The 24,602-nt window shown below is 42.0% G+C and carries 24 protein-coding genes and 1 pseudogene; 15 read left to right on the top strand and 10 right to left on the bottom strand.

All coding sequences use genetic code 11. The annotated features are described in order from the left end of the window. The 4 genes and pseudogenes from V7L01_RS13725 to V7L01_RS13710 form a co-directional block, all read left to right on the top strand. Positions 1-240 (top strand): annotated as a pseudogene (locus tag V7L01_RS13725) (photosystem II q(b) protein); the annotation flags it as partial. Between the two features lie 218 nt (positions 241-458). Further along, positions 459-1,547, top strand: a complete 1,089-nt coding sequence (gene aroC / locus V7L01_RS13720) for a chorismate synthase (protein WP_335035566.1) — start codon at positions 459-461, stop codon at positions 1,545-1,547. 497 nt (positions 1,548-2,044) lie between these two features. Further along, positions 2,045-2,173 carry a hypothetical protein gene (locus tag V7L01_RS13715; RefSeq protein WP_335035564.1) on the top strand — a complete coding sequence of 43 codons (129 nt, stop codon included), beginning with the start codon at positions 2,045-2,047 and terminating at the stop codon, positions 2,171-2,173. Between the two features lie 100 nt (positions 2,174-2,273). Further along, positions 2,274-2,417 carry a hypothetical protein gene (locus V7L01_RS13710; RefSeq protein ID WP_335035562.1) on the top strand — a complete coding sequence of 48 codons (144 nt, stop codon included), beginning with the start codon at positions 2,274-2,276 and terminating at the stop codon, positions 2,415-2,417. Here V7L01_RS13710 and V7L01_RS13705 read toward each other — a convergent pair. Then, positions 2,414-2,710, bottom strand: a complete 297-nt coding sequence (locus V7L01_RS13705; protein WP_335035560.1) for a DUF3288 family protein — start codon at positions 2,708-2,710, stop codon at positions 2,414-2,416. The two genes, V7L01_RS13710 and V7L01_RS13705, sit on opposite strands and share 4 nt — an antisense overlap. Positions 2,711-3,024: 314 nt before the next feature. Between V7L01_RS13705 and V7L01_RS13700 the strand changes: the two genes are divergently transcribed. Further along, positions 3,025-5,478 carry an ATP-dependent Clp protease ATP-binding subunit gene (locus tag V7L01_RS13700; protein WP_335035559.1) on the top strand — a complete coding sequence of 818 codons (2,454 nt, stop codon included), beginning with the start codon at positions 3,025-3,027 and terminating at the stop codon, positions 5,476-5,478. Between the two features lie 646 nt (positions 5,479-6,124). Here V7L01_RS13700 and V7L01_RS13695 read toward each other — a convergent pair. Together V7L01_RS13695 and V7L01_RS13690 are read right to left on the bottom strand one after the other, a co-directional pair. Next, positions 6,125-6,526 carry a fasciclin domain-containing protein gene (locus V7L01_RS13695; RefSeq protein ID WP_335035558.1) on the bottom strand — a complete coding sequence of 134 codons (402 nt, stop codon included), beginning with the start codon at positions 6,524-6,526 and terminating at the stop codon, positions 6,125-6,127. 342 nt (positions 6,527-6,868) lie between these two features. Continuing rightward, positions 6,869-7,057, bottom strand: a complete 189-nt coding sequence (locus V7L01_RS13690) for a hypothetical protein (RefSeq protein ID WP_335035556.1) — start codon at positions 7,055-7,057, stop codon at positions 6,869-6,871. A gap of 227 nt (positions 7,058-7,284) precedes the next feature. Here V7L01_RS13690 and infC point away from each other — a divergent pair, with 227 nt between their 5' ends. The 3 genes from infC (at position 7,285) to V7L01_RS13675 (ending at position 11,275) form a co-directional block, all read left to right on the top strand. Further along, positions 7,285-7,818, top strand: coding sequence for a translation initiation factor IF-3 (gene infC, locus V7L01_RS13685; protein WP_335035554.1), 534 nt, complete (start codon positions 7,285-7,287; stop codon positions 7,816-7,818). Positions 7,819-8,192: 374 nt separating this feature from the next. Beyond that, entirely contained in the window at positions 8,193-9,620 is a 1,428-nt protein-coding gene (locus tag V7L01_RS13680; RefSeq protein ID WP_335035552.1) for an alpha-amylase family glycosyl hydrolase, read from the top strand. A gap of 170 nt (positions 9,621-9,790) precedes the next feature. Next, positions 9,791-11,275, top strand: a complete 1,485-nt coding sequence (locus V7L01_RS13675; protein ID WP_335035550.1) for a sugar ABC transporter substrate-binding protein — start codon at positions 9,791-9,793, stop codon at positions 11,273-11,275. Between the two features lie 99 nt (positions 11,276-11,374). On the opposite strand, the gene V7L01_RS13670 is transcribed toward V7L01_RS13675, so the two are convergent. From V7L01_RS13670 to V7L01_RS13655, 4 genes are all read right to left on the bottom strand, one after another. Continuing rightward, positions 11,375-12,109, bottom strand: a complete 735-nt coding sequence (locus V7L01_RS13670; RefSeq protein WP_335035549.1) for an amino acid ABC transporter ATP-binding protein — start codon at positions 12,107-12,109, stop codon at positions 11,375-11,377. Further along, a complete protein-coding gene (locus V7L01_RS13665; protein ID WP_335035547.1) occupies positions 12,102-13,589 on the bottom strand; it encodes an ABC transporter permease subunit in 1,488 nt (495 codons plus the stop codon). Before V7L01_RS13665 ends, V7L01_RS13670 begins: the two co-directional genes overlap by 8 nt. 661 nt (positions 13,590-14,250) lie before the next feature. After that, entirely contained in the window at positions 14,251-15,084 is an 834-nt protein-coding gene (locus V7L01_RS13660; RefSeq protein ID WP_335035545.1) for a sulfurtransferase, read from the bottom strand. Positions 15,085-15,140: 56 nt separating this feature from the next. Further along, complete coding sequence (locus tag V7L01_RS13655) at positions 15,141-15,560, bottom strand: DUF6220 domain-containing protein (RefSeq protein WP_335035543.1); 420 nt, start codon at positions 15,558-15,560, stop codon at positions 15,141-15,143. 110 nt (positions 15,561-15,670) lie between these two features. Between V7L01_RS13655 and V7L01_RS13650 the strand changes: the two genes are divergently transcribed. Next, positions 15,671-16,330, top strand: coding sequence for a LuxR C-terminal-related transcriptional regulator (locus V7L01_RS13650; protein WP_335035541.1), 660 nt, complete (start codon positions 15,671-15,673; stop codon positions 16,328-16,330). 28 nt (positions 16,331-16,358) lie between these two features. On the opposite strand, the gene V7L01_RS13645 is transcribed toward V7L01_RS13650, so the two are convergent. Together V7L01_RS13645 and V7L01_RS13640 are read right to left on the bottom strand one after the other, a co-directional pair. Then, complete coding sequence (locus V7L01_RS13645; RefSeq protein ID WP_335035539.1) at positions 16,359-17,516, bottom strand: XdhC family protein; 1,158 nt, start codon at positions 17,514-17,516, stop codon at positions 16,359-16,361. A 624-nt stretch (positions 17,517-18,140) separates the two neighbouring features. Beyond that, positions 18,141-18,410 carry a hypothetical protein gene (locus V7L01_RS13640; protein WP_335035537.1) on the bottom strand — a complete coding sequence of 90 codons (270 nt, stop codon included), beginning with the start codon at positions 18,408-18,410 and terminating at the stop codon, positions 18,141-18,143. A gap of 357 nt (positions 18,411-18,767) precedes the next feature. On the opposite strand from V7L01_RS13640, the gene V7L01_RS13635 reads away from it, so the two are divergent. The 6 genes from V7L01_RS13635 to V7L01_RS13610 all read left to right on the top strand — a co-directional run bounded on the left by V7L01_RS13635 (position 18,768) and on the right by V7L01_RS13610 (position 23,746). Beyond that, the gene (locus V7L01_RS13635; RefSeq protein WP_334899033.1) at positions 18,768-19,067 is read left to right on the top strand and encodes an ArsR/SmtB family transcription factor; all 300 of its coding nucleotides are present in this window, start codon (positions 18,768-18,770) and stop codon (positions 19,065-19,067) included. Between the two features lie 28 nt (positions 19,068-19,095). Beyond that, complete coding sequence (locus tag V7L01_RS13630; protein WP_335035535.1) at positions 19,096-19,944, top strand: phosphate ABC transporter substrate-binding protein; 849 nt, start codon at positions 19,096-19,098, stop codon at positions 19,942-19,944. Next, a complete protein-coding gene (gene pstC / locus V7L01_RS13625) occupies positions 19,904-20,779 on the top strand; it encodes a phosphate ABC transporter permease subunit PstC (protein ID WP_335035533.1) in 876 nt (291 codons plus the stop codon). The genes V7L01_RS13630 and pstC overlap by 41 nt, the downstream gene beginning before the upstream one ends. Further along, positions 20,772-21,626 carry a phosphate ABC transporter permease PstA gene (gene pstA / locus V7L01_RS13620; RefSeq protein WP_335035531.1) on the top strand — a complete coding sequence of 285 codons (855 nt, stop codon included), beginning with the start codon at positions 20,772-20,774 and terminating at the stop codon, positions 21,624-21,626. The genes pstC and pstA overlap by 8 nt, the downstream gene beginning before the upstream one ends. Then, positions 21,623-22,417, top strand: a complete 795-nt coding sequence (locus V7L01_RS13615; protein WP_335035529.1) for a phosphate ABC transporter ATP-binding protein — start codon at positions 21,623-21,625, stop codon at positions 22,415-22,417. The genes pstA and V7L01_RS13615 overlap by 4 nt, the downstream gene beginning before the upstream one ends. A 162-nt stretch (positions 22,418-22,579) precedes the next feature. Next, complete coding sequence (locus tag V7L01_RS13610; RefSeq protein WP_335035527.1) at positions 22,580-23,746, top strand: calcium-binding protein; 1,167 nt, start codon at positions 22,580-22,582, stop codon at positions 23,744-23,746. Between the two features lie 22 nt (positions 23,747-23,768). On the opposite strand, the gene V7L01_RS13605 is transcribed toward V7L01_RS13610, so the two are convergent. Beyond that, a complete protein-coding gene (locus tag V7L01_RS13605) occupies positions 23,769-24,566 on the bottom strand; it encodes an MFS transporter (protein ID WP_335035525.1) in 798 nt (265 codons plus the stop codon). Positions 24,567-24,602 lie beyond the last annotated feature (36 nt).

Genomic DNA, 24,602 nt, shown 5'->3' with positions numbered 1-24,602 from the left:
GGAATCTGGTTCACCGCCTTGGGTGTAAGCACAATGGCGTTCAACTTGAACGGTTTCAACTTCAACCAATCAATCATTGATTCTCAAGGTCGCGTCATCAGCACTTGGGCAGATGTAATCAACCGCGCTAACCTGGGTATGGAAGTAATGCACGAGCGTAACGCTCACAACTTCCCCCTTGATTTGGCTGCTGGTGATGTTGCTCCTGTCGCTCTTACCGCTCCTGCTATCAACGGTTAATTCTGAAGCATTAACTAAATAATAAAGCGCTCTCCCAAATTGGGAGGGCGCTTTTAATTTAATTTAGTAACAGATACTGTTATGGAGTTGGATAAAAACTCAGAGACACTGTTGATAAATACTAAAAAATAGCGAAAAGTTCTACAAATATAAGAGCAAAAAAACTTTTGTAAGAACTCTAGGTAGAATACATAAGCCTCACCTTTTTCCTCAAAATCATGGGCAATATTTTTGGTCATCTATTTCGCATTAGTACTTTTGGCGAGTCTCACGGCGGCGGCGTGGGGGTTGTGATTGATGGTTGTCCTCCCCAACTAGAAATTTCGGCAGATGAAATTCAAGTAGAACTAGATAGAAGGCGTCCCGGACAAAGTAAAATTACGACGCCTCGCAAAGAAGCGGATACCTGCGAGATTTTATCAGGGGTATTTGAAGGCAAAACTCTGGGAACGCCTATAACAATTTTGGTGCGGAACAAAGACACTCGTCCCCAAGACTACGATGAGATGGCTGAGAAATATCGGCCTTCTCATGCGGATGCAACTTATGATGCAAAATATGGCATTCGCAATTGGCAAGGTGGGGGTAGGTCGTCAGCGCGTGAGACAATTGGAAGAGTAGCAGCAGGTGCGATCGCTAAAAAAATTCTTCGTCAAGTGGCCAATGTCGAAGTTATCGCTTACGTTAAGCGCATCAAAGACTTGGAAGGTGTAGTCGATCCAAATACTGTCACCTTAGAACAAGTGGAAAGCAATATCGTTCGCTGTCCCGATCCAGAATGCAGCGATCGCATGATTGAATTAATTGAGCAAATAGGTAGACAAGGTGATTCCATCGGCGGTGTAGTAGAATGTGTGGCGCGAAATGTGCCGAAAGGTTTGGGCGAACCAGTATTTGATAAATTAGAAGCTGATATCGCTAAAGGTGTCATGTCTCTCCCTGCTAGCAAAGGCTTTGAAATTGGTTCGGGTTTTGGGGGAACGCTGCTAACGGGAATTGAGCATAACGACGAATTTTATATCGATGAAAATGGTGAAATCCGCACGCTAACAAACCGTTCTGGTGGTATTCAAGGGGGGATTTCCAACGGAGAAAATATCATTTTGCGAGTTGCATTTAAGCCGACAGCAACAATTAGAAAAGAGCAGAAAACTGTAACTCGTGAAGGTGAAGAAACGCTATTAGCAGCCAAAGGACGCCACGATCCTTGTGTATTACCGCGTGCAGTTCCAATGGTTGAGGCAATGGTGGCGTTGGTGCTGTGCGACCATTTGTTAAGGCATCATGGGCAGTGTAATGTCTTGTAGGCATTACACTTTGACTTACAAAAAATAAACATTTATTTTCACTGGGGTGGGTATATTACTCACCCTTTTAAAGAATATTTAGATGCAAACTACTCAAAAATTTACTTTTCAAAATTGGCAAACCAATTTCCTGCCTTGACAATGTATATTTAATCAAATTTTTTAATCCTAACAATACCTTCGCCAAAAAAAGAATATTTAAGAAATCAAGAGCCAACTTGAACTGATGAAAATTTCCCTTTAGCTATGCCACTCTACTACAGTTATTTGATTTTTACTTGATATAATACCTCGTCGCGAAGTCTCCAGAATCAGCGCCGCATTGCTGAAGACTCTACCAAGCCGATCGGTACACTAACTCTAACAAAGTAACTGGGACAGAATTAACCAAGTTTGGAGGACTACCCAAACTATGCTCACCCTTTCCGGCTATCAAATTATTGAGAAAATCTACGAAAGCAGCAACTCTCTAATATATCGAGGCTACAGGGAAGCCGATGACCAACCTGTACAAAACCCTGCGAGATGCTTATCCTTCGCTAGAACGCATTGCTTGTTACCAGCGTGAATATGACATTATCCAGAATCTCCATCTCACCGGAGTTGTGCAAGTTTACGCTTTATAAATTTACCAATAACAGCCAGTTTTAGTATTAGAAGATTTCGGCGGTAGTTCTTTAGCCCAATTTTTGAAATTGTTAACCAATTAAATATTGGTGCAGGATTTTGAATTATGACATCAATGATTATAAGTTGAAGGTGGAACTGACTCGCCAAAAGTTAATTACAAGTGCGATCGCATCCGAGGAATTAGCGCCAGTCTCCGCACCTTCTCTAGAGCAGATAGCGATCGCCATTCCGCTATCCTAATTCCAGTCTTGCTCCTCCTTCTTACCGCGACTTTTGTAAATTCCCCCCAAATCGTGAATTTGGCGAGTTTTCTCAAAAAGCTCGGCTTCGGTCAAACCCCACTGCTGCAAGGCTTTATCTAGGTCTTTTTGGATGTCTCTCGCTCCTGGAAACCCTTGATAACGCATTCGCAGTCTAGCTAATTCTGCTAAGTTGTAGTCTGTCGCCCCTTGAGAGAGTAAAATATCAATAAGGGGGCGATCGCGGTTATAAAGAGGGTGTTGTTGGTCTTTACCGGCCGTTGCTTCAGTCATCGTCAGTCTTGAGTGTTAAGTGCTAAATCCTGAGTTTTTAGTTTAGCCCAGAGCAGAGGAGCAAAAAAGCAAAAGGAAATCACCAAACACTGAAAGCTTAATTGTTAAATTAACCACTACTCACTTCCTAGCTATTCTACTCAGCACTCAGCACTCCATTAGACGGCAACTACACCTGAGGTCTTACGGCTCTCACCACTGCCACTTAACTTTAAATAAAGTTACATTAGTCCTTAAGAAAATACAAAAAACTTTAGATGAGGGTGAATTTTATCTCACCCAAAGTCCAAGCAGCGAGGGAGCAATAACCCATTATGTTTGAACACTTCACTTCCGAAGCCATTAGAGTAATTATGTTAGCTCAGGAGGAAGCACGTCGCCTGGGACATAACTTCGTAGGAACTGAGCAAATTCTCCTGGGTTTGATGGGAGAAGGAACTGGGGTTGCTGCTAAAGTGCTGGCCGAATTAGGCGTTACCCTCAAAGATGCACGTCGCGAGGTAGAAAAAATTATTGGTAGGGGTTCTGGTTTTGTACCACCAGAAATTCCTTTTACTCCTAAAGTAAAAAGCCTCTTCGAGCAATCGTTTAAAGAAGCTCATAGTTTGGGACAGAATTACATTAACACCGAACACTTACTCTTAGGATTAACCGAGGCTGGTGAAGGTGTCGCCGCCAAAGTACTGCAAAATCTAGGAGTTGACTTCAAGAGTGTCCGCAGTGCCATAGTTCGCCGTTTGGGTGAAAATGCACCAGCTTTCGCTGGTAGTGGTAATCAAAAGCGCACCCAACCGCTAACAATGGAAGAGTTTGGCAGAAATTTAACCAAATTAGCCCAAGAAGGCAGACTCGACCCCGTAGTTGGTCGCCAGAAGGAAATTGAGCGGGCGATCCAAATTCTCGGTCGCCGTACTAAGAATAACCCAGTGTTGATTGGAGAACCAGGAGTTGGTAAAACTGCGATCGCAGAAGGTCTAGCTCAACGGATTATCAATCAGGATGTTCCCGAAAGTTTGCAAGACAAGCAAGTTATCAGCCTCGATATGGGGTCATTGGTAGCTGGAACTCGCTTCCGTGGCGATTTTGAAGAACGCATCAAAAAAGTCGTAGAAGAAGTCCGCACTGTGGGCAATATCATCTTGGTGATTGACGAAATTCACACCTTGGTTGGCGCTGGTGGTACAGAAGGTGGTTTGGATGCAGCCAACATCCTCAAACCTGCCTTAGCACGGGGTGAACTCCAGTGCATCGGCGCAACTACCCTCGATGAGTATCGGAAGCATATTGAGCGCGATGCCGCCCTAGAGCGTCGTTTCCAACCGATTAAGGTTGGGGAACCATCGGTAGAGGAAACCGTACAAATTCTTTACGGCTTGCGCGGTGCATACGAACAGCATCACAAAGTGACAATTTCTGATGCGGCACTTGTAGCAGCAGCAGAATTATCAGACCGCTACATTAGCGATCGCTTCTTACCAGATAAAGCAATTGACTTGATTGATGAAGCTGGTTCCCGCGTTCGTCTGCGGAACTCTCAAATTTCTCCCAATAAAGAACTCAAGCGCGAACTCGCTGGGGTTACCAAAGAAAAAGAAGCAGCAGTCAGAGTCCAAGATTTTGACAAAGCTGGCACCTTACGCGACCAAGAGTTGGAACTCGCAGAAAAACTGCAAGCAACATTTACAGCAAACGATCAACCTGTCAATTCTACCGTCGTTGACGAAGAAGACATCGCCCAAATCGTTGCCTCTTGGACTGGCGTACCAGTCAACAAGCTAACTGAGTCTGAATCAGAATTGCTTCTGCACCTAGAAGACACTCTGCATCAACGGCTTATCGGTCAAGAGCAAGCAGTCTCGGCTGTATCTCGCGGTATCCGTCGCGCCCGTGTCGGCTTGAAGAATCCTAATCGTCCCATTGCTAGCTTTATCTTCTCTGGGCCCACTGGAGTCGGTAAAACAGAATTGGCGAAGGCATTAGCTGCCTACTTCTTCGGTGCGGAAGACTCCATGATTCGTCTAGATATGTCCGAATACATGGAAAGCCACACCGTCGCCAAGCTAATTGGTTCGCCTCCTGGTTACGTAGGATACGACGAAGGCGGACAACTTACAGAAGCCGTGCGGCGGAAACCATACTCAGTGCTGCTATTCGACGAAATCGAAAAAGCACACCCCGATGTATTCAATATGCTCTTGCAACTCTTGGATGACGGTCACCTTACCGATGCCAAAGGTCGGAAAGTGGACTTCAAGAACACGCTGATCATTTTAACTTCCAACATCGGTTCCAAGGTGATTGAAAAAGGTGGTAGTGGTTTAGGCTTTGACTTCGACACTCAAGCCGACGCTAGTTATAACCGCATCCGCACCCTGGTAAATGAGGAATTGAAAGCTTACTTCCGTCCTGAGTTCCTCAACCGTCTCGATGAGATTATCGTCTTCACCCAGCTTTCCAAGGATGAAGTTAAGCAAATCGCCGAAATTATGCTTCGCGATGTTGCTAGTCGCTTGACGGAAAAAGGAATTATCCTAGAAGTTAGCGATCGCTTCAAAGAGCGTGTGGTACAAGAAGGCTACAACCCCAGCTATGGTGCTAGACCATTACGTCGGGCAATTATGCGCCTCCTAGAAGATTCTCTCGCCGAAGCAATGCTGTCTGGTGAAATTACAGATGGAGACACAGCGCTTATCGATGTTGATGATGACTCTCAGGTAAGAGTGAGAAAATCAGAAAAACGAGAATTACTCTTGGCAAATGTTGGCTAATTTTATACCCACTCACTTTTTGTTGTAATATTTGAGAAATACTCCAGCCTCTTATCTAAGTAGAGGCACAAGCAGGGGCATCTCCGACAAACATAAAGTGAAATGGTATTATTCTTTCACCCCTGGTAGAAATACCGGGGGCTTTTTTATGCAATTTTCTTTGGGATGCAATACGCGATAGGTAGCATAGCTATTAACAGCGTTAAATTATACCACAGGTCACGCAAAAACAAACTAAAGGAAGATGCCCAAAAAAGTACAAGAAGCCCATATGAGTACGGAAGAACTGAAACAGTTTTATCTGAACTCGTCTGACATTTGTTGTGGATGGTTTCTAGGTTAACTTTCAAGAAAGCAGCAATGGCGATTGGAATTAACTACGACTACGCCAAGGAATCTTAACTACAATCCGCTACAAGGGGGATACGGGAAGCAGTGATATAGATATGTTGTATATCTACTGGTGATTCACTGGAAATATTTAACTATTTAAATCCAATTATCATCAACAGATATACAACATTAACTACTCAATCTGAATAAGCATATCTGGTTTGGGTCATTTTGATTCCCAACAAAGGCAAAAAATTAAATGCTCATCCGATCGGAATTACAAATTTCAATGAAAGCAAGTATGCGAACAAAGTTATTCAGGGAATAACACATTATCAATGACATGAATAACACCATTGTCAGCTTCCACATCTGAAGTCACAATGTAAGCATCATTTACCTTAACATTGTTCTCAGCATTAACTTTGATATCTGTTCCCTCGGTCGTTGTTAGCTTTTGCAACTGAACTAAATCAGTCGCATTAATCTTGCCAGAAACCACATGGTACTCTAAAACTTTTCTTAACTTAATAACATCCTGTAGGAGTTCTTCTACGGCTCCTGATGGAAGCTTGGAAAAGGCTTCGTCTGTTGGTGCAAAGACAGTAAATGGCCCATCTCCCTTAAGTGCAGTATCAAGACCAGCAGTAGTAATAGCTGTTACCAACGTGTTGAAAGAACCTGCATTAATTGCAGTATCTATAATATCCGGCATCCGATCTCGCCTCAATTGTGTAAAACTTGATGTTAAGAGATTTAACACATAAGTGTATTTTTAGACTATGAACCTAAGCTAGATTTAATTGAAGAATGCCCCCCGTCCAAACAACAGCCCAATCGCAGTAAGCTACTGAGTAATACTGCGATTACAAAGTGGATGGCGGAATGCTAGCTGCTAATGTCAGAGGTTGACGGGTGTAGACTGCTAGTTTACCCAAAAGCAGTGGGGAGCGTGGGTTGCTGTGGGTGGAGCAGCATGGCGATTGTTACGAAAGCGAGTAGCAATCCGTTTTCTATGCAATTACCAAAGCTTCGGGGTTGAGGGCAATGGTATAGATTAACCAGTCAATTTAATTACACCCTGGTTCACTAGAGATTCAAGCTCAGAATGGTGCTGTGTTTGCTCTCGCAGCAACTTGAGTTGCTCGTAGCTGAGAATGTGTAATCCTGGACGGACAACATAACCTTTAATGGTAATGCTTTGGGGCTGCTGGCTGTCGGTGCGGTTGTAGGTAATTGAAGGCATATATTGCAATGATGTAAGTTGGAACCGATCGCAAGAAGAGAGTTAGATGCTCTCTATTACAGCTTCACACAACTTACCCTTAAAAGGTGAATATAGGATGAGCCAATACCAAAGCACACAGGAGATTTTGAAGATAAGCGATGCTTGTGGGGTGCGGGTTTGGTGAATAGAGAGGAGCAAAAATTACGCTACGATAGATGAGAGCAATAAAGCCGTGTTAACTCGGTATGATTGGCATACTACAGGTTTGGAATAAATGGGAGGAAAAGATTATCGCAATTCAAAAGCAACTAATTAACTCGCAAATCAAGTCACCCCAAGTTTTCTTGATTGACCATGAAAATAACAATCGTGGTTTGACCGACACATATGAGGCACTACAACTAGCACAGAGTTTAGAGCTTGACCTAGTTTTAGTCTCCGAAGGGAAAGAGGCTCCAGTTGCCAAGATTCTTAATTATGGCAAACTTCAGTATCAAAAGAAAAAGCGTCAGACGCAAAGTGCTAGACCAGTTGTAAAGGAAGTTCGGTTCGGTCTAAATATTGGTGTGGCTGATTATAAGTTACGCATTGAACAAGCAACTGGGTGGTTGAGTAAAGGCGATTCTGTGAAGTTTGCTGTTCGTTTACGAGGTCGAGAACATCAATATCGCGACCAAGCTGGAGAATTACTAGACCGGGTTGTCAGCGATCTTAGTCAAGTAGGTAAAGTTCAGTCACTTGATAAACGTTCGCTGATTGCTTTAATCATTCCTGCATAAGGGCGATCGCTATTAGCATTTTGTAGCAGAATGGCATTGGAAACTTATACGATCTAAGTATGCCTTGCCAGGACGCTCAATTGAACTTGCACGAATTCAGGTTGTGTTAAAGCACCTGGTAGAACTGAAGCGTCTGTATTTGGTTGCAGTGGAAGAGAAACTGTTGGTGTAATTGAGAAAGAATATAGGATTACAATTGAATACCTGATAATTCTAATGCCTAAAAATGCTATTAGATGTGATTGTCCCTGCTGAACTGTTAAGTCAGCTATGGCGCAACTAAATAGTAATCAATATTTCTCAACTACTAAAATGAGTAAAACACAATAGAAAGCTGTGAAAATCTCCCTTTTTTTTGCTACAGAGAATTAATCATGTATGCAACAGTATTCTGTAAAACAGCAGATAATTTTACAGCTTTACATTTGATGAAATTTATCTTCAGTCGTGCAATTATTCTCTACACAATTTGTGTTTTTCCAGTTAAAACATTAGCAACAGAAAAGCCTACCGCGATTTTTCATGCATTTAATCAGCAGTATAGTGAGGTTGAACAGTTTGTTTGTGAGTTAGGTAAGCAAGGATATTCTCATATCCAAACTTCTCCAACCCAAAAATCTAATCCTAGTCGAGAATGGTGGGCACGCTATCAACCCGTAGATTACAGTGTCATTGAAGGTAGAGGTTCGCAAGCAGATTTAAAAAAACTTATTACAAAAGCTCACAGTTGTAATGTCAAAGTCATTGCAGATGTTGTTTTCAATCACATGGCTAATTTAGACGGCAATGATGATTTTGAAGACTTAACAAAATTTCCAGGTCTTTCTGTAGATGATTTTAATTTTGCCTCAGAGCGTCCCGGCAAAAAACCTTGTGATATTAATTATAATGATGGCAATCGAGATTCAGAAATCAATTGTTGGTTAGGCGGACTTCCTGATTTTAAATTTACCATCAATGTAAAAAAAATTCAAAAAGCTCATTTGAAGAAATTGCTAGATATAGGAATTGATGGATTTCGGTTTGATGCTGCAAAGCATATGCCAGCAGATGTTGTCAAAGAGTATATTAGCTATGTAGAACAACAAAGTCAAAGAAAAGTATGGAATTATCTTGAGGTAATCACAGATAGTGACACCAGTGCAGAAAACTATAACTGGATTGCTGCTGTTACAGATTTTGTTCTCTACAATTCAATGAAAAATGCCTTCAGCTTTGGTGGAGATTTGCGATCGCTCCGAGTTCCCACAGCGATAAACGATCCGCGTAGCGTTACCTTTGGCAGAAACCACGATACTATCCGCGAGATTAATTCCTATGCCATTAACCCCTATAGCGATCGCTCTGACTCTTTCCTCGCAACAGCCTACGTACTGGCAAGAGAAAGCGGCACTCCTCTAATATTGAACTGGGATCATACAGACGCTAATTTTATCAGATATGGTGTCAAATTCCGCCAGATTATGCGTCAACGAGGAAATGAGGGAAAAAATATTAAAGAAAATGTTTTGGCAGTTGTTGATAGTTCTACTGTATTGCTAATGGAGCGAGGCAGTGAAGGATTTTTTGTTGTCAATAAAGGTGAGAATAAATTTAACGTGTCAGCAGTAGATTTGACCTTGACTAATTTGGAAGGATGTTATCGAGAACTCCGCAATAACTTTACTGTTGCTGTTGAACGTCGCAATAATGGTAAAAAATTTATAACCCGTTGGGGAACCTGGAATAGAGGCGGTATGGAAGTTCAGAGGCGCGATGCACTCTACTTTATTCGAGAACCTTTTAATCAATGTCGAGCGTAGACGCGTACTCCTAGAAATATTTTGCTACAAATCTAAATTCAATTTAATAAAACTACAAATCGTCGGCTCATACAACTGATTGTAAATATGCTGAGTATTTTTGATGAGATAAGTAACAAAGGGCATTAAATTGAGGATGGTTATTTAGGCGAAAGAGAATTTCTACGAGCATGATATCCAAAAGAAAAGCCACTCAAATTGCTCAAGTTATTAATAATCAGCAAGGAGTTAAACAAACAGTTAACTTGATGTTAAGGCAACCTAGCCGTCGTTATGTACTTATATCATTATTAGCCAACTTGATAATAGCTGCTTGTACTCATACTCCCAAATCTGAGCAATCCTCAATTACCGAGTCTTCTAATGATAGTAAAGTATTAAAGATATGGTGGGATAAAGGTTTTACTCAGGAAGAGGATGAAGCCCTCAAGCAACTAATTAACCAGTGGGAAAAACAAAGTGGCAACAAAATCAAACTTTTTTTGTATTCCACAGATGAGCTAACACGAAGGATTCAAAGAGCAATCCTGGCTGGCAACTTACCTGATATCGTCACCAGTTATACTGCTGATAGAGAATTGATTCCCCGTTTAAGTTGGGAAGGCAAACTAGCAGATGTATCAGATGTAATTGAACCACTTAAAAGTCTTTACCCTGAAAAAATCCTGAAAACTGTTCAGTTTTATAACAATGTTGCTCAAAAGCGAAGCTACTATGCTTTACCAATGAGCCAGGCAACTATTCACATTTTCTACTGGCGAGATTTGCTAAAACAGATAGGTCGTAGAGAAAGCGATATACCCAAAAATTGGGATGATTTTTGGGAGTTTTGGAAACAAATGCAGGATGACTTACAGACAAAACAAATAGCAGATAAAAAACAGAAGATTTATGGATTAGGCTTTACTTTCAGCATTGGAGCTGCTGATACATACTATTTCTTTGAGCAGATTTTAGAAGCATACGATGTGCCAATTTTAGATTCTACAGATAAACTTTTTCTTGATGACCCTAAAGTACGTCAAGGTATTATTAACAGCTTAAAATGGTACACAAAATTTTACCAGCAAGGCTACGTTCCACCAGATGCTGTGAATTGGTTGAATCCAGACAATAATCGCAGTTTGCTTAATCGAAGCGTGGTTATGACTCCTAACAACTCGCTCTCAATCCCATCTGCTGTACGGCAAAACCCCGATATCTATCATCAAAAGCTTGGGATCTTAGAATTTCCAAATAAACCCAATGGCTTGCCGATGCGCTACTTAATTACGGTTAAGCAAGTGTTTTTATTTGCCGAGTCTAAGAAACAGAAACTAGCGAAGGAATTTCTTGCATACTTAATACAACCAGAGGTGATGGGAAATTATCTCAAAGTTTCTGGAGGTCGTCATTTACCAGTCCTAACATCGGCGTGGAAAGATCCTTTTTGGGTAGGCTCCAAAGATCCCTATCTTTCGACTGCCGTGAAGATTTTTCTCAATAAAGAAACGCGCCCATTTTCTTTTGTTCAAAACCCAGCTTATAGCTTGGTTTTAAAGGAAAATGTCTGGGGTAAAGCTTTGCACAGAATAATTGTAGATGGTATATCCTCCGAGCAAGCGGCTGATGAGGCAATTAAGCAAATAAAGCAGATTTTTGCTCAATGGCAGTAAATTAGATGGAAACAAAAAGACTATATTTAAAGAGCGATCGCCTCCAAAGAAAATAAAATTTTTTATCTTCTTGGTGGACACGTTGGCATTAAAAGTTAACTAAAGCATTTTTTCTAAGAATTGCTTGGCTCTTGGGGACTGAGGATTTTGAAAAAACTTGTTGGGAGTGGTATCTTCTGCTAAAATCCCTTGGTCGAGAAACATAATTCGACTAGCCACAACTCTCGCAAATCCCATTTCATGGGTAACAATTGCCATTGTTATCCCTGTTTGAGCTAAATCTTGTATCACTTGGAGCACATCTTTGACCATTTCTGGGTCTAAAGCAGAGGTCGGTTCATCAAATAGAATCATCTTTGGTGACATTGCCAAAGTACGGGCGATCGCTACCCTTTGTTTCTGTCCCCCTGATAGTTTGGATGGAAAGACATTTGCTTTTTCCTCTAAGCCCACTTTTGCCAATAACTCCATCCCTGTATTTTCGGCTAACTGCCGATCTACTCCTTTTACCTTGATTGGAGCGTAGGTGACATTTTGCAATACTGTCATGTGGGGAAATAGATTAAAGTGTTGAAACACCATCACCAGCTGTTCGCGAACCTTGGCAATGTTTACTTTGGGATGAGTGATTTCTTGCTCTTGAAAATAGATTCTGCCTTTAGTGGGGCGTTCTAGCAAGTTCATGCACCGCAGAAAGGTAGATTTACCCGAACCAGAAGGGCCAAGAATAGCAACAACTTCCCCTTGGTGAATCTCCGTAGAAATATCTTTGAGTACGTCGAGTTTCCCAAAGGATTTACATAAGAATTCTGTCCGAATTACGACTTTACTCACTTTGTCTTAACTTCCTTTCTAAAACAGATGCACTCCTAGTCAGACCCATAACTAAAATATAGTAGATTAACCCCGCAAACAGCAGAGGTTCAAAGTATATGTACTTGTTTGCACCAACAATTTGGGCACTGCGTAATATTTCCACTACACCAATTGTTGATACCAAAGCTGAGTCTTTCAACAGTCCAATAGTTTCATTCACCAATGCAGGGAGAATGTTCTTCAATGCTTGGGGCAAAATTATGTCCCACATCATCAAATGATAAGGAACGCCCATAGACATCGCCGCCTCAGTTTGTCCTTTATCTACTGCTTGAATTCCACCCCGGATGGTTTCTGACATATAAGCCCCAGAGTTGAGGGTAAAAGTTAGCACCCCTGCTTCTAAAGCCGAGATCCGATAACCTGTTAGCTGGGGTGTGGCATAGTAAACCAAAGCCAACTGTAACAGCAGGGGCGTGCCTCGAAATACAGAGGTGTAGGCGTTGGCAAGCCAGGTGAAGGGCTTGATACCAGTGATTTTGCACAAAGAAAGAACTGTACCCCAAATTAACCCTAAAAATACTGACAAGAGCGTAAACAATAACGTCAAAGGAATGCCTTTGAGGATAAAGGGAATGTCTGGGATAATTCTAGTAAAGTCTAGATTCAGCCCGCCTTTAGCAGAAGGTTCAGATACAATAGCGGTTGAGTTAGTTTGCGAAAACCACTTAGTGACTAATTTTTCTAGTTCTTTTTTGTCCTTCATTTGTTGCAGGACTTTATTAAAAGGTTCTACTAAACCCGAACCTTTAGGAAAAGCGATCGCCGATCCACTCTCCTCGTCTGAGGGAATAACATTAAACTCTAAATCTGTGTTGGCTTGGGCAAATCCTCTAGCAACGGTGTCCTCAATAATTGCTGCATCAATTCGCCCCGACTTGATTTCCTGAATTATTTCTGGTACTCTATTAAGTTGTTTTAGTTCAATTCCTGTAACTTTTTGGGCAATTTTTTTAGCATTTTGCTCTTGGATAGTCCCCAACTGTACCCCAAGTTTCTTAAAAGCTAGGTCTTTAGTCTGTTTGAGATTGCTATTTTTAGGAGCGACAATCGTATCTTTTGCTTGGTAATAAATAATTGAAAAATCAACATTTTTCTGGCGTTCTGGGTTGGGAGTCATCCCAGCCATAACAAAGTCTGCTCGCTTCGCTTGCAGTGCCGGAATTAATCCATTAAAATCTGATTCTATTACCTGGAGTTTAAATCCTAGTTTTTGAGCAAGATTCTTGGCAATATCTACATCAAAGCCAACAATTTGCCTCTCACCCCCCTTAGTATCATAAAACTCATAAGGTGGATAATCTGGGGAAGTAATCATTGTCAGCGTGTCTTTGCCTAAAGATGAGGCTGCTTTTAGAGGATGGCTAGATGTGATGATACTAATCAATGCCATTGTTGCAAACAGCATCGTTAATAACCATACTTTTCTTTGATTCATGAACTTGATAATTATTTAGGGAAACAGTGTATAACTCTCAAACATGAACACTAGCCTAGCTCAACGCTGTTGTATTTTGTCTCAAATGCAGGTATAAATTTCTGCTCTGACTAACTATTACTGGTGACCTTCTATTGCTCAGAGCTATTTCGTTCTAGACATAAACCGCCCAGAACTAAAGTTCCGCGGCTCATAGCTCAACTCCACTAAAGTGGACTAAAAGCCTGTCGTTGCTGATTTCATATATGAAAATAAAATGATTCTGGATGATATTAAAATCCTTTTAGAGACGTTTTAATGCAACGTCTATCTGGATTCATACCGCAATTCAGCAACGCCAAAAGCCTTTATTAGTCGTCTTTAGACGAATGAGTGCTATTAGCCTTAGAATTTATTCTGAGGCGGGCTAGATGAGAATGAAATGGGAGCATCTCACTTTCGTAAAAATATATCTAGCCCTGGCGAATAGAATTCACGGCTATACAGACAAAACCCACCTCCGTGGGTTTCCAATTTCTTGAGTCCGCGCAGGCGGACTTGGTTTGTGTAGCCGCGATTTCTAATCGCCAAGTATATTTGCAAAGGTGAGATGCTCCCGAATGAAATAGCCCTGTTCTATTGCTACATTATCAAGAGGGTTATCAATGCGGATTTAGTATCACTATCTTTTGATGGCTACATCAGGCAGCCGACTCCACTCATTCCAAGAACCATCGTAATTCCGAACATTCGGATAGCCCAATAAATATTTCAAGACAAACCAGGTATATCCAGAACGCCCACCGATCGCACAGTAGGGAAAAACTTCTTTATCAGGGGTAATGCCCTTACTGTTGTAAAGATTTTTCAATTCGTTGAATGATTTAAAAGTTCCATCCTCGTTGAGAGTTAAGATATGCTCAACATGCACTGCACCTGGAATATGTCCAGTAAGTTCACCTTCTTTTGGTGGCTGATCGAAAAACCACTCACCACAGTATTCTTCAAGTGTTCGGACATCTAAAAACACGCGATCGCCTTGACCAATCGATGCCTGAACTTCATGATCTAAAACTCTGAGGCTAGCATCAGCAGCTTTGGCACGATAATCAGTGGAATCAAAGGTGGATAGCTCAGTTGCCAGTGGACGACCTTCTGACTTCCATTTTTGGTAGCCGCCATTGAGAACTCGTACATTCTCATGTCCAAAGACTTTCAACAACCAGAAAATCCAGGCTCCTGTTCCAGGATAACTGCCATAGGCAATCACTGTCATGTCATTGGTGATGCCTGAACGTGCCATCAGCCTCTCAAAAGCACTTGCATCCAAATTCGTCTTCAAATCGGGCAATAGTAAGTCTGTAAAGATGTTCCAGAAGACAGCACCAGGTATGTGAGCATTTTTGTACGGTTCTGGACTGATATCCACTTCGATAATGCGGACGTTTGGCTCGTTGAGATGATTTGCAAGCCACTGGGTATCAACGATAACGGATGGATCGACGTATTGAGACACTTGTATTTCTCCTGTAATAGCGTGAAAAGAATTGAAACTTGTGTTTCCTCAACGATTTAGTCTTGGTTGCGCTTGGGAAATACGATGTGCGATGTCCGATGAACTAGGGTTGTGGAAATAGAAAATAAGGAAAAGCCGATGAGTGGGTGGAACACTGCTAAAGGAAAAGGAGTTTTCAAGTGAATTGTGAGAAATTGCAGTCCCAGCAGTATCGGCATACTTGCTGTAAGGCTCTGGACTCTTGGGGGAAACGGAATCAAAAACACCCATATCAACAGAATTAGTGAGAGTCCGCTGTATCCTCGCACGAGCCAAATATGTAGGTTCCACCAATCAGAGTTGTAAAAGTAAGCTAGTCCAACACTGAATACTTGGGTTGCTAAACAGAGATTAAAAAGCACTGCTGCGATAAAAAAACCGATTTGAATCCAGCGCACAGATATCTGTGTGTCATCAATGCCAGAATTTCCAGTCATGGTATTATCCGAAAAAGGCAAAGAAAGGATTTGACTTGATGTCACTAAAGCTAAGATAGGTCTGGTTGCTATACTGCGCCTAGACCTCGAACGGGTACACTTTGCCAATCATGATTGCCTTACAAGCTCTATTTCATGCAATTGCCCAAGCTAAAGATGAACAGACCTTGCGATCGCACATATCCAGAGAAATGAGTGAGTATTTTTCAGCTACACGATCTGGGCTGTTTTTGTTTGCTCAAATTCCTCTAGCTAACAGCAAGATCCAAAAGGCACTGCAAATTGCATTATCACCCCAACACAATCCAGTTACACGCTACTTGGTAGAACGCCATGCCCCTGTTCATGAAGCTTTAGTAGTAGAACCTAAGACATGGCAGTTGATTTGTCCTCGTGCCGATCACTGGCACGTCATGGCAGGGCCAATTGTCAGCAATGGTCAGTTAGTGGGTGTGGTAGGTTTCACCCGCGAGCAAGGAATGGCTGCATTCGATTCACAAAATCTCACAGATTTGAGTGCCCTTTGTCTGCACATTTCTACTTGGGTAGCAATGGCGACACAATACCCACTATTACAGACAGAGCGTTTAACGCCTCGGGAAGTGCAAATTGCTTCCTTAGTGGCTCAAGGACAAACCAATGCTGAAATCAGTGCTGAACTTTGGATTACTGAAAACTCTGTCAAGCAAGCCTTAAAAAGGATGTTTCGCAAGCTTGAGGTTTCATCTCGTGCTCACATGGTTGCAAAGCTTTCCACAGTTTCAAAATAAATGACCTTTTATTCGCTTTTATCCAAAGCTATGTGGTAGATAGTAAGTTTAAGCTGCTTTCATAGCATTGGTGAATTGGCCGATTGCGATTTCTTAAAAAATTACCACTGCGGTTTGTTAGTACTGCTTGAATTTCTGCAATAATAGCGATCGCTATTTCTTCTGGTGTATCTGCCCCGATGTCCATTCCAACAGGACTATACAATCTTTTTAATTGCTCAGGAAAATAAACTATTCCTTGCTGACCTAAATCTTCAAGCAATCTTTCAGTCCGCAGCTTTGGCCCTAAAACTCCTATGTAGCGTGCAGGAGATGGCAGCAACATTTTCAAAATTTCCAGGTCGTCAAGGTAATTATGCGTCATCACTACAGCAACCGTGTAGTCATCTATAAACACCTGTTTATCTACAATTTCTCGCCGGCTCAGAATCACATCACAAGCTATTGGAAATCGCGCTCTAGTTGCCTCATTAGCTCGACAATCGACTACAGTAACCTGCCAACCTAATGCTTGAGCAAACTGTGCTACGGGTATAGCGTCATAACCTGCACCAAATATTACTAAAGGCGTAGGTGGTTGGATGACTTCAATAAAAACTTCTGCACTGCCTAAAGGTAACTGATAGTTTTTTACACTAGACTTTTGATTAGTAAAAGCTGCTTGAGTATCTACTTGCAGAGATTGAATTAAATTTGGATCTTTGATGTCAGCGATCGTTTTACCATCAGGATACAGCAGTAAGCGCGACCCAAGTTTCACATCTACCTCGCCTTCAAAGGCAAAGACAGTAGCAATAATACCCGAATGTTTTCGATCGAAGCACTCCTGCATAAAAGCGATCGCATTTGGTGAACTTTCTTTTTCAAGACGTTCGATGAGAACTTGCACTGTCCCATTGCATCCCAAACCAAAGCCCCAAAGAATATCTTCCGAGGCGGTGTTATCGTAAGTAACAACAATTGGTTCGCCGTCTGACATTCGTTGTTGAGTATGCTCAAATACGTCATTTTCCAAGCAACCAGCGCTGATTGTGCCAATCGTCCGACCTGTATCTGTCATCAACATTTTGGCACCCGGTCGGCGATAGGTTGAACCTTGAGTTTTGACTACAGTAGCAAGGAAAGTAATTTCACCATTTTTTTGACTTGACTGGAAGCCTTCTAAAATTGCTTGTAATTCGTTCATTTGTTTCTGTTTCTAGCAGTTTATGAAGTTGAGTAGGCAGTCTCAATGCAAACAATGCGATCGCTGTGCCATTGTGCATCGCTGCTAGTGTCAAACACTCCTTAGATTTGCTGCCTTTTAACGATTACAGTATATACGTTAGATTGAGGTGTGTTGTTTACCGTCACAGGCATCGCGGTGTTCTGCTATCCAAGATAAACGAAAACACCACTGAAATCATGCCCCACAGGATAGTTGCCAACTTTAGTGATTTATCTATCATGAGAGTTGGCACGGAATACTGATTTTCCCTAACTTACAGTTTTGGCAATGACTTTAAATGATTGTAGAGCGACATTTATTTTAGCAACGCCAGATTCGGCAACGATTTTGTCAATACCGACATTGCAAATTTCCTCTCGATAAAACAAACAAGCATGATGCTGTACTTAGGATGCGATCGCGAATAGATTTACGGGTTGTTTTCGATTTAGTCATTTAAATCACATCTTTGAATAAGGTGTAAATCTTAAATACTTCGTCAATAATACTGACAAAATTTTTCCCAACTTCACGATTATTTAAACCTGATACTTTACTAGCTTTTTGAAGTTAGGCTGTTAGACCTAACCCCCAGCCCCTTCCCTATAAGGGAAGGGGAGTAAGATTCAAAGCTTCTCTCCTAAAACGAGAGAGGTCAATAAACGACTGCCCGAATTCAATCAACAACTGCCCGAATTCAATAAACGACTGCCCGAATTCAATCAACGACTGCCCGAATTCAATAAACAACTGCCCGAATTCAATAAACAACTGCCCGAATTCAATAAACGACTGCCCGAATTCAATAAACGACTGCCCGAATTCAATAAACGACTGCCCGAATTCAATCAACGGCTGCTCGAATTCAATCAACGACTGTCCAAATTTAATATAGGAACTTAGCAAACTTGCTTTTATTAAACACAAAAGCGATGGCTTTGCCAACGCCTGCCGTAGGATGCCCGTTCGTGTAGCGTGTCATCAAGAAAAGGTGAAACCCTTACGAGTGATTCTAGTTTATACCAATAAAAACTCAGTAAATCTCAGCAAGAAAGGTTAAAAATTTAATTTTAATTGTAGAGCGTGACACTTTCTACTTTAAAATATGAATCAAATTTCATATGAATTGCTATTTATTTGCGATCGCAGCAGTTGCTAATCTTTGCTGAACACGAGAGTATTCGCTGCCAAGTAACTTCGGAAACAAGAAAAACCTATTCCTTTAGAGCAATGAAAAACAGCAGCAAGAAGCAGGTTAACTGCGTAGAAAAGCTGAAGGTGCTGGCAGATGAAACTCGTCTAGCAGTATTAGAACTTCTGATCGACAGTCCCAAACACGTGGGAGAGATGAATGCAATTTTGGGCTTGGAACAAAGCCTACTATCCCATCATTTACAAGTTCTGCGTCGCTCCCAGTTGGTTGTGACCTCGCGTAATGGGAAAGCAGTTCTCTACCGCCTGGCTCCAGAAGTGGAAGTAACTACTGGCAAAGCTTTGAACCTTGGCTGTTGTGTCCTCTGTTTTAACTAAAAACCCAATTTAGGGTTGAAAAGCAATAATGAAAAATTCTCAAATTTTACCTCTGGCGATTGGGTTAGCTACCTGCATTTGGTTACAAGGCTGTTCTTGGGCAAATCGAGGTGCAAATAATACAAATCAGCTTCAGGGAAAACTAGTACTTACAGGCTCCAGTACAATTGCCCCGTTAGCGGCTGAAATTGGCAAGCGTTTTGAATCTCAGCATCCAGGTGCGCGAGTTGATGTGCAATCAGGAGGGTCTTCGCGTGGGGTTTCTGATGCTCGTCAAGGTGTCGCTAATGTTGGTATGGTTTCTCGTGCCTTGTTGAAGCCAGAAGAAAACGATTTAAAAGCATTTTCTATCGCTCGTGATGGAGTGACGGTAATTCTCCACAAAGATAATCCAGTAAAATCGCTCAACAACAAGCAAGTTGTAGATATTTACACAGGGAAGGTAACGAACTGGAAACAAGTGGGAGGTACAGATGGAGCGATTACAGTTGTTAACAAAGCCGAAGGACGTTCCACTTTAGAATTATTTACCCATTATTTCAAACTGAAAAATACAGACATCAAAGCCCAAGTAGTAATTGGTGACAATCAGCAGGGAATTAAGACAGTTGCAGGAAACCCGAATGCCATTGGTTATGTATCTATCGGATCGGCAGAAAATAGTGCAGCCAATGGAGTAGCTATTAAGCTGCTGCCTGTAAATGGGATAGCTGCAACAACAGCCAACGTCCAGAATGGGACTTTTCCGATTTCTCGTCCACTTAACTTAGTAACTAAAACCCAACCTCAAGGATTGACAAAAGCATTTCTTGATTTCGCGCAATCACAACAGGTTAATGACATTGTTCAAAAGCAAAACTTTGTCGTCTCCAAATGACTTTTGGTTAATTTGGATACTGCGTTTTCTAGGGGTAATAGCAGGAGCGATCGCACTTTTAATTATCGGCTTTCTGATTCTGGAGTCTCTACCAGTCCTCAATCATGTCGGAATAACACGTTTTTTTACAGACTCTTCCTGGAACCCGACCGCCGGATTATATAATCTTTTCCCGATGTTATTGGGTACATTTTTGGCAATGCTCGGCTCAGTAGCGATCGCGACACCGATAGGAATTCTATCTGCGGTTTTTTGTCAATTCTACGCCCCACCAGTAATGGCTCGATTATACCGTCGCTTAATTGAACTATTAGCAGGAATTCCTTCTGTAGTCTACGGTTTTTGGGGATTGGTGGTGCTGGTTCCGATGATTGGTAGGATACATCCACCGGGGCCAAGCTTACTCGCGGGTATTGCCATTCTCACAGTGATGATTTTGCCCACAATAGCGCTTGTAGCCGATGCCAGTCTAGCGAAAGTCCCAACTTCCTATCTTCGGGGAGCAGCAGCTTTAGGATTATCCCGTTGGGCAACTATCTCTAGAGTCGTGCTTCCTGCTGCCAAATCTGGATTATTCACAGGCTTAATTTTAGAAACAGGTCGAGCAATTGGCGAAACAATGGCTATTTTGATGGTGTGCGGCAATGTCGTACAAATGCCAAAAAGTATATTTGACCCCATCCGCACGTTGACGGCTAATATTGCTCTGGAAATGGCTTATGCCACAGGAGATCACCGTTCGGCGCTGTTTGTTAGCGGTTTAGTCTTGATGGGAATGATTGTGCTGTTAGTTGCGGTTGCGGAAGTCATCAGTCAAGGAAAAATATATGGGTGAACCTGTTGTAAGTCCTAAAGATTGGTTGCCAACAATCATTGTTTGGACAACTGCTGCCCTAGTTACTGGTATCTTCCTTTGGATACTCAGCGATATCCTTTGGCATGGTATAGGACACTTGACGTGGGAATTCCTAACAACTGAACCAGAAAATGCTGGTAGAGAAGGGGGAATTTCCAGCATTCTTGTTTCCACTTTTCTGATTATGGCAGTGTGTATGGCGGTTTCTATCCCCATTGGTGTTGGTACAGCCGTTTTACTGGCAGAATTCACCCCCGTGGATAGTTGGTTTGGTGGGTTAGTGCGGCGTAGTTTAGATGTACTGGCAGGAGTTCCTTCTATAGTTTTTGGGTTGTTTGGCAACGTTTTCTTTTGTCAAGTTTTGGGGCTGGGATTTTCTATTTTGTCGGGAGGATTGACCTTGGGGTGTATGGTGTTACCAATCTTGATTCGCTCTACAGAAGAAGGATTTCGCGCTGTTCCCAATGAGTATAGATTAGGAGCCGCAGCCCTTGGTTTTTCCCGCACGACAACGCTGTTTCAACTGTTGTTACCTGCTGCTGTCCCTGGTTTGGTTGTGGGATTAGTGCTGGGTATTGGTCGAGCGATCGCCGAAACTGCGGCTTTAATTTTTACTAGTGGTTACGTAGATAGAATGCCAGAATCACTGCTAGATTCCGGGCGTGCCCTCTCGATTCATATTTTTGATTTATCAATGAACGTCTCTGGCGGAGATGCCAATGCTTACGCCTCAGCATTAGTTTTGCTGGTATCGCTGCTGGTCATTAATGGTACAGCAGCATGGATTGCAGATCGTTGGTTGCACAGGAGAATTTTTTCTGGATGAAATCAGCAAATATCACTACTGGAATTGTTGAACCGTTGATTGAAACGGAGAACTTAACTCTGCAATACGGTCAAAAAACCGCATTTGCTAATGTCAATTTGAGTGTGAATCTGGGGGAAATTTTGGCATTAGTGGGGCCTTCTGGTTGTGGAAAAACTAGCTTTTTGAGTTGCTTAAATCGGTTGACAGACATGATTCCCCAGTGTCGAGTCAAAGGGCGGATTCGCATAGGTAGTTTAGAAGTGCTAAATGCCAAAACTAATGCGAACGCGCTGCGGCGGCAAGTTGGGATGATTTTCCAAAAACCTAATCCTTTTCCTTTATCAATTTGGAAGAATCTGGAATTACCTTTGCGAGAACATGGTATCCGTAAAGAACAAATCGATGCGATCGTCGAGACAAGCCTGAAAGATGTTGGACTTTGGGATGAAGTAAAAGACCGACTGCAAACCTCTGCCTTAGCACTTTCTGGCGGACAGCAGCAAAGGTTGTGCATAGCTAGAGCCTTAGCTTTGCAACCAGAAATCCTGTTATTGGATGAACCTTGTAGCGCCCTCGATCCAATTGCCAGTGGAATAGTTGAAGACTTAATTACTAGTTTGCGTCAGCGTTATACCTTGCTGATTGTGACGCATAACCTAGCGCAAGCCAAGCGCATCGCCGATCGAGTTGCTCTGTTCTGGGTGCAGTCAGATGTTGGGCAATTGATTGAGTCAGGTTCAGTGCAGCAAATTTTTGAGTACCCCCAACATCCCTTAACAGCAGCTTATGTCACGGGTGCAAGGGGTTGATTTGAAAAATATAGAAATACCGAAACGAATGAAATCATCATCGATATAAACACTGAGACAGCCCTGCTCGATCGAGTTAACTCAGTTTAATATTTTTTAGGCTCTTGTGGTTGATAACACGGTAATATACAGCAGTTAACCACAAAGAAGTAAAGCAAGATTATGGCACTATTTATAGGGACTGATGGAGACGACATTTTAGTTGGAACTGATGGAAATGACACATTTATCGGCAGTGCAGGTAACGATACCATTACCGGTGGAAAAGGTAACGATACTATTGATTACAGTGGCTTAGAACAACCAGTAATAGTCCAGCCAGTGCTTATCAAAAAAGGTGCAGTTGGAAATGACACGTTTAAAGATTTCTTTGAAACTGCGATCGGTGCTACAGGACAGATTAATATTATTGATGCGACTTCTGACAGCACAAATGTATCAATAATAGCTGACTTATTTAAAGAAAGATTAGAAATCAGAGTTGTAGGTTCGCCGCCAATAGCAGTTAATGTGAAGAATTTTGTAAATATAATTGGCACAAATCAAAATGACGTAATTACTGGTAATGCTAGGGATAATGAATTATCTGGCAGTGGCGGCAATGACATTATTAGAGGCAGTGCAGGCAACGATACCTTAAATGGTGGAGATGGTATTGATACGGCTGATTACAGTAAATTGGGTCAAAACTCTACCATATTCATTGATGGAACTCTTAAAAAAGGTGGTGGACTAGGTACAGATTTACTTGGTAATTTTGAAAATCTTATTGGTGATGCTAGTGCTGTAAATAACACTATAGATGCCTCAATCGCTCCTTCAATACCCTTTTCATTTTTATCCGATCTATCAGTCAACGCCAACCTAGAAACTCAAAGTTTCGTAGTGAATAATCTTCCTGGCGGAAACACAGCTAAGTTCACATTTATAAACTTTGATAATATCAAAGGTACAAATCAAAGTGACACCATTGTTGGAGATGGGCAAAATAATTTGTTATTTGGTAATGGTGGTGACGATACACTTTCTGGCAAAAGTGGCAATGACATACTCACTGGTGGAAATGGTAACGATATTCTCACCGGTGGAGTAGGTGCAGACAAATTTGTTTTTACCAATGTATTAGAGGGTGTTGACATTATTAAAGACTTCAAGGCTGTTGAAGGTGACAAAATCCAGGTTTCTCAAGCAGGATTTGGCGCTATTTCACTCAGTGACTTCAGTTATGATGCCTTAAGTGGTTCTTTGTTCTTCCAAGAATCTAGATTTGCCATTGTTGAAAATAAGCCTATTGGTTTTCAAGTCAATCAAGACATTCAGGTTGTTTAAAAATAGTCTATTTCGGTCTTTTCTAAGCTGGTGCTTCTTGGGATTGGCGAGCATAAATCATGTGAGAAATAACCGGGGGTTTATCGCCTTGATGAAAGGCAAAAACCCTTTCACGAATCTCTCGATCTGCCACCGTAAACCGTTCATACTGACGTAAATGATCCACCCAAGACTCGACGATAAATGTCTCTAAGTAGCGATTCGGCTGGGATGTATCATGAAAGATACCCCAGCGAATCGCACCATCTCGTAACCGCACCACTCGCAGGGCATTAATTGCCGCAATAAATTCCTCTGCTTGAACTGGGTTAATACAATATTCAAGTGTGACTAAAACGGGGCCTTCTTCTGGTTGCAATTCAATTACTACCAGCGGTTCCGCTCGCCGTAATGCTGGGCCTAAATCAAGTTTTCCTGATAGCAAGGGGTAACGCCGCGCTGTAAAGGTTCCCCCCACTAAGCCGATCGCAGCAACGAATAAGGCACTCGGCATTCCCCAATGTTCCGCCGCTACACCCCAAACAATACTACCAATTGCTGAACCTCCTTGAAATACCATTTGATAAGTTCCTAGCGCCCGCGCCTGCACCCAAGCCGGAACAGCAAGCTGCACTGTGATATTCAAGCTGGATGTCATACTTGTCCAGGCAATTCCCGCCGCCAGCAAAGCCAGCAACACCAAAGGTACGTTGTGAATGAATGCCAGAATTAATGTCGCAACTGCAAATACCAGAGTTCCGGCAATCACAACTCCATCGGTTGTCAGTAAACCAAAAAGTTTTTCCAAAAAGGCGATCGCTACGCACACCGCAGGCATCATCAATAAACAAACACGTATAAGCAAGTATTATTAAAT

It is taken from the genome of Nostoc sp. (genome assembly GCF_036917095.1).
Classification (GTDB): Bacteria; Cyanobacteriota; Cyanobacteriia; order Cyanobacteriales; family Nostocaceae; genus Nostoc.
This window is presented reverse-complemented; position numbering and strand designations above follow the sequence as displayed.